We start from the raw sequence: 12,808 nt of genomic DNA on the forward strand, positions 1-12,808 counted from the left end.
ACGCGCGTAGAGTCCCCACGTCACCCTGTCCCCCCATGTCTGGCACCTCTTCCATGAGCAAATCCGTCGAGACCGAAGGCGCTCTCGAAACGCGCGGGATCGAGCAGGTCCCCGACCACGAGCGCACCGCGAAGACCCGGGAGCTGTTCCCCACCTGGGTCGGCGCCAACATCAGCGTGCTGCTCCTGACCATGGGCGCGAGCCTGGTCGTGGCGTACCACCTGAACATCTGGCAGGCACTGGTCGTCGCGGTGGCCGCGCCGCTCGTGTCGTACGGCCTGGTGGGTCTGGTCGGCATCGCGGGCAAGCGGGGCGGCGCGCCCGGCATGGCGCTGTCGCGGGCCGTCTTCGGTCAGCGCGGCAATCTGCTGCCCGGTTCGCTGATCTGGGTCGCGCGCTGGGGCTGGGAGACCATCAACGCGGTGACCGGCGCGTACGCGATGCTCACCATCCTGGACATCCTGTTCGGCATCAAGGCGAACAGCGTGCTGGACATGGTGATGCTGCTGGCATTCGTCGTCTCGACCTTCGCGATCTCCGGGCTCGGCATCAACGCCGTGCAGAAGTGCAACAAGTACGCGACCTATTTCTTCGGCGTCTTCTCGGTGCTCGTCCTCGGCTATCTGGTGGCGAACACCGACTGGTCGAAGGTGATGGACCACAGCGCCGGTTCCACGGCCGCGGTGATCACCGGCATCGGCATGATCGCCGCGGGCGGTGTCAGCTGGATCCCGTCCGCCCCGGACTTCACCCGCTACCTGCCGCGCACGGCCTCCTCCAAGGCGATCGTGGGTACGGCGGTGGGCGGCGCCGGTGTCGTCGTGCTGCCCATGGTCCTGATGGGCGCGGTGATGGCGGTCTCCACGCCGGACCTGGCCTCGGCGAGCGACCCGGTGTCCTTCCTGGGCGAGATCCTGCCGACCTGGATCGCCGTGCCGTACCTCTTCATCGCGCTGATCGGCATGCTGCTGATCAACTCGATGTCGATGTACTCGGCGGGCTTCACCGCGCAGACCCTGGGCTTCAAGGTGCCCCGGCACTGGGCGGTCTCGGTGAACGCCGTGATCTCGCTGATCTTCGGCGGGGTGCTGATGCTGGTCGCGACCAGCTTCATGGGCTCGTTCATCGCCTTCCTCTCGCTGCTGGCGGTCGCCTTCTCCGCCTGGGTCGGCGTGTTCGGCGCGGACATGTTCCGGCGCACGGAGTACGACGGCCGGGCGATGGCCGACACCACCCGCACCAGCGCCTACTGGTACAGGGGCGGCTTCTCCCCCGCGGCCGTGGCCGCCTGGGCGGTGGGCCTGCTGTCGGGCCTGATGTTCACCACCTCGGACTGGTTCACCGGCCCGCTCGCGGCGAACAACGTGATCGGCGAGTACGGCCTCGGCTGGGTCGCCACGATCGTGATCTCGGCCGTGCTGTACCTTGTGCTGCCGAAGCCGGCGGTCGAGCGCCCGGCGGCCGGCGCGCCCGCCGAGGAACCCGAGACCCTGGCTGTCTGACGCCGCGTCAGCTACCGTCCCCCTCCACCGAGCCGTACCGGAGGGGGATCTCTCATGCCCGTCACCGTCGTACGTTTCAACCTCGTCGCTCCCGGCGCCTCTCCGGCCGCCCTCTCCGCCCGCTACCGGGCCGCCCTGGAGATGGCCGCGTACGCGGACGAGCACGGGATCAGCACCGTGCAGACCGAGGAGCACCACGGCGCCGACGACAACTGGCTGCCCTCGCCGTTCGCCTTCGCGGGCGCGGTGTTCGGCGCGACCCGCCGGATCGCGGTGACGGTGTCGGCGGTGATCGGTCCGTTGCACGACCCGCTGCGGCTGGCCGAGGAGATCGCCGTCCTGGACCTGCTGAGCGGCGGCCGGCTGGTGACGGTGGCCGGGATCGGGTACCGGCAGGAGGAGTACGACCTCTTCGGCGTGGACTGGCGGCGCCGGGGCCGGATCCAGGACGAGCTGCTCCGGACGCTGCTCGCGGCCTGGACCGGGGAGGAGTTCACGTACCGGGGCCGCAGGGTGCGGCTCACCCCGCGGCCGTACACCGATCCGCATCCGCTGCTGCTGGTCGGCGGCTCCTCCGAGGCCGCCGCCCGCCGGGCCGCCCGGTTCGGCCTGCCCTTCTTCCCGAGCGCGCACCTGCCGGAGCTGGAGGCGTACTACAAGGAGAAGCTGACCGAGTACGGCACCGAGGGCTGGACGATGATGCCGGCCGCCGAGACCCCCCTCCTCCACCTCGCCGAGGACCCGGACCGGGCGTGGGCCGAGTACGGCGGGCACTTCCTGCACGAGGCCCGGACCTACGCGTCGTGGCAGTCGGGCGGGATCCGCTCGGCGGTGCGGTCGGCGGCCACGACCGTGGCGGAGCTGCGCGCGGAGGGCGTGTACCGGGTCCTCACCCCGGAGCAGTGCGTGGCGCAGGGCCTGGACAGTCTGGTGCTGCATCCGCTGGCGGGCGGGATGCCGGTGGAGGAGGGCTGGCGCAGCCTCAGGCTGTTCGCCGAGCGGGTTCTCCCGGCACTGCCGGACTGAGCCGGTCATCGGGTGGCGACCGGTCCGCCGGAGTTCCTCTCCGTCGGCTGTGGCGGAGAACCGCCCGTCCCGCCGAGCGCGCCGGCCGCGGCCGGGACCCGGCATACGACACCGCCGCCCCCGGTCCGGGCAGTGGCCGGGCCGGGGGCGGCGGACGGTTCGAGGAGAGGGGCAGCGGGGACTTGGCCCTTCCCCCCGAGTTCGGGGTGCCTCGCTACGAGGCTCAGCCCATCTCCTCCAGCGACTTGCCCTTCGTCTCCTTGACGAACTTCAGGACGAACGGGACGGAGAGCGCGGCGAAGACGGTGTAGATCACGTAGGTGCCGGAGAGGTTCCAGTCGGCCAGCGACGGGAAGCTCGCGGTGATGGCCCAGTTGGCGATCCACTGCGCGGCGGCGGCCACGCCCAGCGCGGCGGCGCGGATCTTGTTCGGGAACATCTCGCCGAGCATGACCCAGACGACCACACCCCAGGACAGGGCGAAGAAGAGGACGAACACGTGGGCGGCGATCAGGGCGGTCCAGCCCTGCGTGCTCGGCAGCTTGCCGTCGACCAGGTCGTAGCTGAACGCCCAGGCCTCCAGCGCGAGGCCGACGGCCATGCCGACGGAACCGATGAGGGCGAGCGGCCTGCGGCCGACACGGTCCACGAAGATCATCGCGATCACGGTGCCGACGATGTTGATGATCGACGTCGTGAAGGAGTAGAAGAACGAGTCCGTGGGGTCGACACCGACCGACTGCCACAGCGTCGAGGAGTAGTAGAACGCGACGTTGATGCCGACGAACTGCTGGAAGACCGACAGGCCGATACCGACCCAGACGATCGGCTTGAAGAAGAAGGAGCCGCCGAGCAGGTCCTTGAAGGAGGACTTGTGCTCGCTCTTCATCGCCAGCTCGATCTCGGCGACGCGGGCGTCCAGGTCGATCTCCTTGCCCTCGACCTCGGCGAGGATCTCGCGGGCGCGCTCACGCTTGCCGACGGAGAGCAGGAAGCGCGGGGACTCGGGGATCGCGAAGGACAGCAGGCCGTAGAGGACGGCCGGGACGACCATCACGCCGAGCATGACCTGCCAGGCCTCCAGGCCCATCAGCTTGCCGCGCTGGTCGCCGCCGGAGGCGTTGAGCAGGCCCCAGTTGACGAGCTGGGAGATGGCGATGCCGACGACGATCGCGGCCTGCTGGAAGGAGCCGAGCCGGCCGCGGTAGGCGGGCGGGGCGACCTCGGCGATGTAGGCCGGGCCGATGACGGAGGCCATGCCGATGGCGAAACCGCCGACGATGCGCCAGAAGGCGAGGTCCCACAGCGCGAAGGGCAGCGCGGAGCCGACGGCGCTGATGGTGAACAGGACCGCGGCGATCTGCATGCAGCGGATGCGGCCGATCCGGTCGGCGATGCGGCCGGCGGTGGCGGCGCCGATGGCACAGCCGATCAGCGCGATCGCGATGACCTGGGCGAGTGCGGCGGATCCGATGTCGTAGCGGTCGCGGATGGCCTCGACGGCGCCGTTGATGACGGAGCTGTCGTAGCCGAAGAGGAAGCCGCCCATCGCGGCAGCCGCTGCGATGAAGATGACGTGCCCGAGATGTTCGGGTTGAGCCGTCCTGGCTCCTGACTGAGGTGCCTGCGCTGTGCTGGTCACGTGTATCTCCTCGGGCCACGGCAACGCTGCCGTGTGGGGTGAGCCCTCTCAGGTGGTGAGACCTGAAGGTAAAAGCAACGTTGCAGAGACTATGCCTTCAAGTTTCGAAGTCAATACTTCAACCGCTGTGAGTTTTTCGATATGCCCGAGCACTCCGTGTTCACTTTTTGAACACAGAGTGAGTTGATCTTGAGGAGGGGCTACCGAAGGCGCTGGGAAATGACCTTCGACACACCGTCGCCCTGCATGGACACGCCGTAGAGCGCGTCGGCGACCTCCATCGTGCGCTTCTGGTGCGTGATCACGATCAGCTGCGAGGCCTCTTGCAGCTCCTGCATGATCCGGATCAGCCGCTGGAGGTTGGTGTCGTCCAGCGCGGCCTCGACCTCGTCCATGACGTAGAAGGGGCTCGGCCGGGCCTTGAAGATCGACACCAGCAGCGCGACGGCCGTCAGCGAGCGCTCGCCGCCCGAGAGCAGGGAGAGCCGCTTGACCTTCTTGCCCGGCGGACGCGCCTCGACGTCCACACCCGTGGTGAGCATGTTGTCGGGGTCGGTCAGCACCAGGCGGCCCTCACCGCCCGGGAACAGCCGGCTGAAGACGCCCTCGAACTCCCGGGCCGTGTCCCGGTAGGCCTCGGTGAAGACCTGCTCGACGCGCTCGTCGACCTCCTTCACCACCTGGAGCAGGTCGGCGCGGGTCTTCTTCAGGTCCTCCAGCTGCTCGCTGAGGAACTTGTGCCGCTCCTCCAGCGCCGCGAACTCCTCCAGCGCCAGCGGGTTGACCTTGCCCAGCTGCTGGTACGCCCGCTCGGCCGCCTTCAGCCGCTTCTCCTGCTCGGCGCGCACGAAGGGGCGCGGCTGGTTGCGCGGGTGGTCCGGGTCCTCGGGCAGCTGCTCGCCGTCGGCGGGGGGCGAGGGAGGCACGGGCTGGTGCGGGCCGTACTCCGCCACCAGCCCCTCCGGTTCGACACCCAGCTCCTCCAGCGCCCTGGTCTCCAGCTGCTCGATGCGCAGCCGCTTCTCGGCGCCGAGTACCTCGCCCCGGTGGACCGAATCCGTCAACTTGTCGAGTTCGGCCTTCAGTTCACGGCCCGCCGTACGGGCGGCGGCCAGCTCCTGCTCGCCCCGCGCCTTGGCGGCCTCGGCGGCGGAACGCTCCTGCTCGGCCCGGGCGAGGGACACCTCCACGTGCGCGAGCAGCTGCCGGGCACCGGAGGCGACGGCTTTAGCGACCGCCGCCTCGTGCCGCAGCCGCGCCCGGCGCTGCTCGGCACGCGCGCGTGCCTCGCGTTCGGTGCGGGCCGCCCGGTCGAGCGAGTCGGCGCGGCCGGCGAGCCCCTTGACCCGCTCCTCGTGCGTACGGACCTGGAGGCGTGCCTCCATCTCGGTCTGCCGGGCATTGGCCCCGTCGGCCGCGAGCCGGTCCCGCACCGAGGTGTCCGGCTCCTCCTCCACCGGCATCTCCTCGGCCACGGCCAGCCGCTCCGCCAGCTCCTCGGCCTCCTGCACGGCCTTCTCCAACGCCTCCTGCGCGCGGGCCGCCGCCGCGGCCGACCGTTCGGCCTCCCCGGCGGCGCCGCGCGCCTGCCCGGCGAGCCGGCCGAGCTGCTGGGCCACGGAGGACTTCTCCCGGTCGGCGGCCCGGCGGCGCTCTGCGAGTTCCTCCACGAGGGCGGCGGCCTGCCGGCGGTGCTCGACCGCGGCCTGCTGGGCCCCGGCCAGCTCCGCGCAGCGGACCTCCAGGTCGGCCAGCTCGGCCGCGGCCTCGTCGACGGAGGCCTGCACCTCCAGCAGGCTGGGCGCGCCTGCCGAGCCGCCGTGCGCGAAGTGGGCGCCCAGGAGGTCGCCCTCGGCGGTGACGGCGGTCAGCTCCGGGTGGGAGTAGACGACGGCCTCGGCGTCGTCCAGGGTCGCGACGACGACGATTCCGCGCAGGAGGCGGCGGACGGCGGGCATCAGCTCGGCGGGGCCGCTGACCAGGGCGGCGGCGGGGAGGGGGGTGCCGGGCAGGGGGGTGCCGGGGAGAGGGGCCCCGGGCAGGGGGATGCCGGGGAGGGACGTGCCGGGGAGGCTTTCGGCCGCGGGGGTGGCGGCACTGCGGGGCGCCGACCCGCCGGCGTCGGCCGACGGTACGTCGTCGCCGGGCGCGCCGTCCCCCGCGCCCCCGCGGGGCGCCGACCCACCGGCGTCGGGCGCGCCGGTTCCCGTGTCCCTTCGGGGCTCCTCCTCCGGCGCTCCCGTCAGGATCAGGGCCGCTCGGCCCCCGTCCTGTTTGCGGAGCAGGGTGATCGCCTCGGCCGCCGCCGCGGGGGTCGTCACGGCGACGGCGTCTGCCGCCGCGCCGAAGGCCGCCGCCAGGGGGACCTCGTAGCCCGGGGTGATCCTCAGCAGTTCCGCCGCGGGGCCGAGGACTCCGGTGAGGCGGTCGCGGGCGCCGAGCAGTATGCCGGTGCCGTCCTTGCGGCGCAGGCCCAGGGCCAGTGCCTCGTGGCGGGCCTGGGTCGCGGCGCGGCTGCGCTCGGCGGTGGTGAGGGCCTCGCGGGCCGCGCTCAGGGCCGCTTCCGCCTCCGCCAGCCGGCGCTTGGCCGCCTCGTGCTGATCGGCCAGGTCGGCGTCGCCGGCGTCGAGGCCGTCGACCTCGGCCTGGAGGGCCTCGTACTCCTCCTGCGCGCGGACCGCGCGGTCCTGCGCCTCGTCGCGGGCCGTGGCCAGCCGGTCGATCTCGGCCTGGGCGGAGGCGGCGCGCGAGCGGGCCGCGTTGACCTGCCCGGACAGGCGGGCCAGGCCCTCCCGGCGGTCGGCGATGGCGCGGGCGACGTCCTTGAGCCGGCGTTCCTCGGCCGCCAGTTCGCGCTCCAGTTCGGCGCGGTGGGCGACCGTGTCGTCCAGTGCCCGCTGGGCCGCCTCCAGCGCGGCCTCCAGCTCGGCCTCCTGCTCGCGGACGCGGGCGGCCTCGCGCTCCAGCTCCTCCGGGTCCCGGCCGCGCCGCTCCTCCGGCGGGGCGGAGGTGGCGCTCTTGACCCGGGCGTCGGCCAGCGAGACGGTGCCGCGCACCCGCTCGGCCAGCTGGGACAGCTCGTACCAGGTCTGCTGGGCGCGCTGGAGGCGCGGGGCGAGCCGGCGCACCTCGTCCTCCAGCAGGGCCTCGCGGTGGAGGGCCTTCTTCAGCTCCTGCTCGGCGGTCTCCTTGCGTTCCTTCAGCGCCGCCTCGTCGGCGATCTCGGCCTGGAGGGCTTCCCGCAGGCGTACGAGGTCGTCGGCGAGGAGCCGCAGACGGGCGTCGCGGAGGTCGGCCTGGATGACGGCGGCCCGGCGGGCGACGGCGGCCTGCCGGCCGAGGGGCTTGAGCTGGCGCCGCAGCTCGTCGGTGAGGTCCTGCACGCGCGCGAGGTTGGCCTGCATCGCGTCCAGCTTGCGGAGCGCCTTCTCCTTGCGCTTGCGGTGCTTGAGGACTCCGGCCGCCTCCTCGATGAAGGCGCGGCGGCCCATGGGGTCGGCGTGCAGGACGGAGTCCAGCTGGCCCTGGCCGACGATGACGTGCATCTCGCGGCCGATGCCGGAGTCGGAGAGCAGTTCCTGGATGTCCAGCAGACGGCAGGTGTCGCCGTTGATCTGGTACTCGCTGCCGCCGTTGCGGAACATGATCCGCGTGATGGTGACCTCGGCGTACTCGATGGGCAGCGCCCCGTCGGAGTTGTCGATGGTCAGCGACACCTCGGCGCGGCCGAGCGGCGGGCGGCCGGTGGTGCCGGCGAAGATGACGTCCTCCATCTTGCCGCCGCGCAGCGACTTGGCGCCCTGTTCGCCCATGACCCAGCTGAGCGCGTCCACGACGTTGGACTTGCCCGAGCCGTTCGGGCCGACGACGCACGTGATCCCCGGTTCGAAGCGGAGCGTGGTCGCGGAGGCGAACGACTTGAACCCGCGGAGGGTCAGGGCCTTGAGGTGCACGCCGCTGGACTCTACCCGCCGCCGCTATCTCACTCCATGAACCCTCGCAACCCCGCGGTTTCGTCATTGAACAGGCAGGGCACACCAGATGGTGAAGAGAGTGAAAGGATGTGCGGGGGAAAGAAAGAAGGGACGCCGAAGCGTCCCTTGCAACTCTGACGACTGGATCTCAGTCGTCCGATCAACTTGAGCGGTTGATACGGGCAGCCCGATCGCTGTGACTGCTGTTGTGGAGCGTTGCAACGATCAGGTGAGCGCAGGCTCCGCCTGGTGTGCGTCGATGCTCTCCATGATCCTGTCCTGAGAGGCGGCAGCCGTCAGCGCGTCGTTCTCCGCCTGGATCCGTACGAGCTCGGACTCCAGGTCCTGCACACGCTGCTGCAACCGTCGCATCTCGGCGAGGAGTCGAGGGTCGGAGCCGCCGACGTAACCGAGAAGCGCCTTTGCCATGATGGATGGTCCTCCACAATGAGTGACCGACCGATGCGGTGTGGGTCGTGAGGGATTCGCACCCGCGGTGCTTGGCACATCGGGGTGTTGCTCTGCTGTTGTTCCATGCCAAACAGCTAAGGTGCGCGGGGCTTTCAGCGTCTCACCAAAAAGTTTGACGGTCAACACGATCACGCCCTGTATTGGGGGGCGAACCGGGTGCGCGGCCGGAAAAACGGCGGCGCTGTGACTCCTCCGGGCCCTCAGGGCGTGGCGACCAGCAGTACCAGCGGAGCCTGCCATGCCACGCCCGTCTTGGCAACCACCAGGGCGTTTCCGCTTCCGCACATGCCCCCGGCAGCTTGCCCCGCGCCCGGGCGCGGGGCTTCAGGACACGGGATCAGCGGATGGCGAAGCCGTCGTAGCCGCCGCGCGGTGTGTCCCAGATCTCGGTGACGCCGTCCACGCGCCCGGGCGTGTCGCTGCCCTGGAGCCAGTCCAGCAGCCCCTCGCATCCGTCCCGCGGACCCTCCGCGACCACCTGGACCCGGCCGTCGGCCAAATTGAGAGCAAAACCACTCAGCCCGCCGATCTCCAGCGCCTTGGCGCGCGTGAACCAGCGGAAACCCACGCCCTGCACGTGTCCCCGCACCCAGGCGATCAGTCGCACATCCTCGCTCATGGGTGCAACCTAACCGGCCGGTGTCATGCGGGACACATCGTCCCCCGGCGCCATGAGGTACCGTCCGGACCCAATGAATCCCATCTGAAACTCACTCGATCGAGTGAGTCGGGTCGGCCGGACGGAGTCACTCACCACGCGTCGCTCGCCGCGCGTCGCTCGCTGGGGAGTCGCTCGCCGGGGAGTCGCTTGCCGGGAAGTCGCTCGCCGCGCGGGCACCGGTCGACCGCGAGCACGAGGAAGAGGGCAAGGACATGGGACGCCACCGACGCTCCGCCGCCGGCCGCGCCGCCACGGGCCGCGCCACGGGGGTCACACAGACGCAGCGCACCGGCTCCGGCTCCGGCTCCGGCTCCGGCTCCGGGAGCGAGGACGCCCGGGGCTGGTCCGGGGGCGAACGCCCGATACCCATGGGCATAGCGCCCTATCTGAACCCTGAGGCCTACGCCGAGGCGACCGCCAAGGCGCAGGCCTATCTTTTCGCCGCGGACGACACCGGCCCCGCGTCCCCGTCCGGCTCCGACGCCTCCGCCCCGGGCGGCGGGCCGTCGCGCGGCGGTGACCGTCACCGGCGCGGCAGGGCCGGACGGCCGGTGCGCGCGGGTCTGCTCGGGGTGTCCGCGGCCGTGGCGCTCGGCACGGTCGCGGTGGCCACGGGCGTGGTGCCGGGCCTGGACCAGTACCGGCTCGGTGGCAGTACGCACACCGCCGGCGTGGACCGGGTGCAGTCCGCGGGCGCCCCCAGCAACACGGCCAGCGAGCAGGGCGGCGCCTCGGGCGGCGTCGACAGCCCCGCCGCGACGCCCACCGCGGGGACCGCCGGCCGCGCCGGCTCCGCGAGCCCGTCGGCGTCCCCCTCCCCCTCCTCGGCATCCCCCTCGGCGTCCCCCTCCCCCTCGGCCTCCGTCTCGAACCCGGCGTCCCCGAACCGGACCCCGTCGAAGAAGCCCGCGAGGAAACCGGTGCCGAGGGTCACCCCCAGGACCACCCCGTCGAAGCCCTCCGCGACCACCCCGTCGAAGCCCTCCGCGTCGCCCCGGCCGGAGAGCACCCCGTCCCGCACGGCCACCAAGGCGCCGGCGCCGGCCTCCACACCGGTGGCGGTGTCCCGTGAGGCCGCCGTCGAGGCCGAGGTGCTGAACCTCGTCAACGAGGAGCGGGCGAAGGCCGGCGTCAGCCCGCTGGCGGCGAACTCCTCGCTGACGAAGCTGGCGGAGTCGTTCAGCGACGACATGGCCGCGCGGGGCTTCTTCGACCACACCGACCCGGACGGCAGGTCGCCGTGGGACCGGGCCGCGACGGCCGGTGTCACCGACCTGGGCGGCGAGAACATCGCCCGTGGCCAGGCCGACGCGGCGGCCGTCGTGCAGGCCTGGATGAGCAGCCCCGGCCACCGCGCCAACATCCTGAACGCCGACTTCAAGACCCTCGGCGTCGGTGTCCACTTCGGTCCGGGCGGGCCTTGGTGGACGCAGGACTTCGGGTACTGAGGCCGGCCGGCGGGAGCCTTACGCCGCGGCGCGTCCGCGCGCGAAGACCGTGGCCGTCCGGGCCACCCGGCGGCCCAGGTGCTCGGCGGTGGCTATGTCGGCCTTGTGGACGCCCTCGGGGCCCTGGTCGTTGTTGCTCTGGGCGGCGGCGCCGGCGAAGAAGCCGAGGCGGTTGAGGTCGTTCTCGGAGGCGGTGCTGCTGTTCCAGCCGGGGAGCAGGCCGAGGTTGACCCAGTGCATGCCGTGCTGGGCGGCGAGCGTCTGGAAGAACTGCAGGGTGTGCAGCTTGTCGCCGCTCTTGGAGGCGGAGTTGGTGAAGCCGGCGGCCAGCTTGTCCTTCCAGTCCTGGCCGAACCAGCGCTTGGAGGACGCCTCGGCGAAGGCGTGGAAGGCGCCGGAGGCGGTGCCCATGTAGGTGGGCGAGCCGAAGACGATGGCGTCGGAGCGGTCCAGCGTCTCCCACTGCTCGTCGGTGATCTCGTCGACCTTGATCAGGTGCACCTCGGCACCCGCGTCGAGGGCACCGGCGCGCACGGCCTCGGCGAGCACGGCGGTGTGGCCGTAGCCGGAGTGGTAGGCGATGGAGACGACGGGCGTGGTCATGCGGACTCCTTGAAAAGGCAGCAGAAGGCGGCGGCTCGACGGAGCGAGCAGCTCGCAAGCGGTAACCAAAGGAAAGCACTAACTTCTGGTTAGTGCAACCTGGCAGTGAGCGCTGTGCGGGCGTACCCTGCTGCTATGAGCGCCACCACCCAGGACCACGACGACCTCGCGTACAACGTCTTCGCCAAGGCATGCCCGTCGCGTGCCACGCTGGAGCACGTCACGGGCCGCTGGGGCGGGCTGACGCTCGGCGCGCTGTACGAGGGCTCGCTGCGCTTCAACGAGCTGCGCCGACGCGTGGACGGGGTGAGCGAGAAGATGCTGTCCCAGACGCTGCACGCGCTGGAGCGCGACGGCCTGGTGTTCCGCGATGCCCAGCCGACCAACCCGCCCCGCGTGGACTACGAGCTGACGCCCCTCGGCCGGCAGGTCGCCGAGCGGCTGCTGGCGCTCATCCACTGCGTGGAGGGTGCGATGGACGACGTCCTCGCGTCCCGCGCGCGTTACGACGAGACGCGCGGCGCCCGCTGACACTTCGGGCAGAAGTAGCTGGACCGGTTCATCCAGGGGCGGCGGCGCATGGGGGTGCCGCAGCGCTTGCAGGGCAGGCCCTCGCGCCCGTACGCGTCCAGGGAGCGGTCGAAGTAGCCGGACTCGCCGTTGACGTTGACGTACAGGCTGTCGAAGCTGGTGCCGCCGACGGCGAGGGCCTCGTTCATCACGTCCCGGACGTGGCCGAGGAGTTCCGCCGTGACCGAGCGGGTGAAGTTCGCCGTCGGGCGCTCGTAGTGGACGCGGGTGCGCCACAGGGCCTCGTCCGCGTAGATGTTGCCGACCCCGCTGATCAGCGACTGGTCCAGCAGGGCCCGCTTGATGGTGGTCCGCTTGCGGCGCAGCGCCCGGTGGAAGGCGTCGTCGTCGAAGAGCGGGTCCAGCGGGTCGCGCGCGATGTGCGCGATGACGTCGGGCAGGCCGTCGAGGGTGTTGTCGTGCAGCGACAGGCCGCCGAAGGTGCGCTGGTCCACGAAGCGGAGTTCGGTGCCGAGGCCGTCGGCGAACCGGACGCGGATGCGCAGGTGCTTCTCGTCCGGCGCGTCGTGCGGCTGGACCAGCAGTTGCCCGCTCATCCCGAGGTGGGCGAGGACGGACTGGTTCGTCTCCTCCAGCGGCAGCCACAGGTACTTGCCGCGCCGGCGGGGCGTGCCGATGTGGTGGCCCTTGAGCCGGTGCGCGAAGTCGTCGGGCCCGGCGACATGCCGGCGCACGGCACGCGGGTGCAGCACCTCGGTCTCGGCGACGGTCCGGTGGGCGACCCAGCGCTCCAGGCCCCGCCGGACGACCTCGACCTCGGGCAACTCGGGCACGGTACTCCTTCGGGCGACTGCGGAGGACGGCTGCGGAAAGCTGAGGGCAGGGTATCCCGGGGCCCGCCCGGCCGGTCGAGGCCCACTCGGCCCACCGGGCCGGCCGCCACGGCGCGC

10 protein-coding genes are annotated in these 12,808 nt (G+C 71.7%); 4 read left to right on the plus strand and 6 right to left on the minus strand.

Translation table 11 applies throughout. From position 1 onward, the window contains the following. Positions 1 to 53: 53 nt before the first annotated feature. Both IEZ20_RS29505 and IEZ20_RS29510 read left to right on the plus strand, forming a co-directional pair. Positions 54 to 1,502: a cytosine permease gene (locus IEZ20_RS29505; protein WP_189304379.1), complete on the plus strand. Its 1,449-nt coding sequence runs from the start codon at positions 54 to 56 to the stop codon at positions 1,500 to 1,502. A 54-nt stretch (positions 1,503 to 1,556) separates the two neighbouring features. Next, positions 1,557 to 2,528: an LLM class flavin-dependent oxidoreductase gene (locus IEZ20_RS29510; protein ID WP_189304281.1), complete on the plus strand. Its 972-nt coding sequence runs from the start codon at positions 1,557 to 1,559 to the stop codon at positions 2,526 to 2,528. Positions 2,529 to 2,751: 223 nt separating this feature from the next. On the opposite strand, the gene IEZ20_RS29515 is transcribed toward IEZ20_RS29510, so the two are convergent. From IEZ20_RS29515 to IEZ20_RS29530, 4 genes are all read right to left on the minus strand, one after another. Then, on the minus strand, positions 2,752 to 4,170 hold the full coding sequence (locus IEZ20_RS29515) for a sugar porter family MFS transporter (RefSeq protein ID WP_189304283.1): 1,419 nt from the start codon (positions 4,168 to 4,170) through the stop codon (positions 2,752 to 2,754). Between the two features lie 200 nt (positions 4,171 to 4,370). Beyond that, positions 4,371 to 8,123 carry an AAA family ATPase gene (locus tag IEZ20_RS29520; protein WP_189304285.1) on the minus strand — a complete coding sequence of 1,251 codons (3,753 nt, stop codon included), beginning with the start codon at positions 8,121 to 8,123 and terminating at the stop codon, positions 4,371 to 4,373. Between the two features lie 246 nt (positions 8,124 to 8,369). Further along, entirely contained in the window at positions 8,370 to 8,573 is a 204-nt protein-coding gene (locus IEZ20_RS29525) for a hypothetical protein (RefSeq protein ID WP_023546484.1), read from the minus strand. Positions 8,574 to 8,952: 379 nt separating this feature from the next. Further along, on the minus strand, positions 8,953 to 9,234 hold the full coding sequence (locus tag IEZ20_RS29530; RefSeq protein WP_189304287.1) for an acylphosphatase: 282 nt from the start codon (positions 9,232 to 9,234) through the stop codon (positions 8,953 to 8,955). A gap of 254 nt (positions 9,235 to 9,488) precedes the next feature. Here IEZ20_RS29530 and IEZ20_RS29535 point away from each other — a divergent pair, with 254 nt between their 5' ends. After that, positions 9,489 to 10,724 (plus strand): CAP domain-containing protein, encoded by a 1,236-nt coding sequence (locus tag IEZ20_RS29535; RefSeq protein ID WP_189304289.1) that lies wholly within the window; start codon positions 9,489 to 9,491, stop codon positions 10,722 to 10,724. 18 nt (positions 10,725 to 10,742) lie between these two features. Here the strand turns inward: IEZ20_RS29535 and IEZ20_RS29540 are convergent, their stop codons facing one another. Next, on the minus strand, positions 10,743 to 11,327 hold the full coding sequence (locus tag IEZ20_RS29540) for a flavodoxin family protein (protein WP_189304292.1): 585 nt from the start codon (positions 11,325 to 11,327) through the stop codon (positions 10,743 to 10,745). 135 nt (positions 11,328 to 11,462) lie between these two features. Here IEZ20_RS29540 and IEZ20_RS29545 point away from each other — a divergent pair, with 135 nt between their 5' ends. Next, positions 11,463 to 11,858, plus strand: coding sequence for a winged helix-turn-helix transcriptional regulator (locus IEZ20_RS29545; protein WP_189304294.1), 396 nt, complete (start codon positions 11,463 to 11,465; stop codon positions 11,856 to 11,858). Here the strand turns inward: IEZ20_RS29545 and mutM are convergent. Continuing rightward, a complete protein-coding gene (gene mutM, locus IEZ20_RS29550) occupies positions 11,831 to 12,691 on the minus strand; it encodes a bifunctional DNA-formamidopyrimidine glycosylase/DNA-(apurinic or apyrimidinic site) lyase (RefSeq protein WP_189304296.1) in 861 nt (286 codons plus the stop codon). The genes IEZ20_RS29545 and mutM overlap by 28 nt on opposite strands. Positions 12,692 to 12,808 lie beyond the last annotated feature (117 nt).

Source organism: Streptomyces cinerochromogenes, from assembly GCF_014648635.1.
GTDB lineage: Bacteria > Actinomycetota > Actinomycetes > Streptomycetales > Streptomycetaceae > Streptomyces > Streptomyces cinerochromogenes.

What these genes read in the sequence shown, in the direction of transcription:
- IEZ20_RS29505 (WP_189304379.1), top strand. Translation starts at nt 54, where the DNA reads ATGAGCAAATCCGTCGAGACCGAAGGCGCTCTCGAAACGCGCGGGATC.
- IEZ20_RS29510 (WP_189304281.1), top strand. Translation starts at nt 1,557, where the DNA reads ATGCCCGTCACCGTCGTACGTTTCAACCTCGTCGCTCCCGGCGCCTCT.
- IEZ20_RS29525 (WP_023546484.1), bottom strand. Translation starts at nt 8,573, where the DNA reads ATGGCAAAGGCGCTTCTCGGTTACGTCGGCGGCTCCGACCCTCGACTC.
- IEZ20_RS29530 (WP_189304287.1), bottom strand. Translation starts at nt 9,234, where the DNA reads ATGAGCGAGGATGTGCGACTGATCGCCTGGGTGCGGGGACACGTGCAG.
- IEZ20_RS29535 (WP_189304289.1), top strand. Translation starts at nt 9,489, where the DNA reads ATGGGACGCCACCGACGCTCCGCCGCCGGCCGCGCCGCCACGGGCCGC.
- IEZ20_RS29540 (WP_189304292.1), bottom strand. Translation starts at nt 11,327, where the DNA reads ATGACCACGCCCGTCGTCTCCATCGCCTACCACTCCGGCTACGGCCAC.
- IEZ20_RS29545 (WP_189304294.1), top strand. Translation starts at nt 11,463, where the DNA reads ATGAGCGCCACCACCCAGGACCACGACGACCTCGCGTACAACGTCTTC.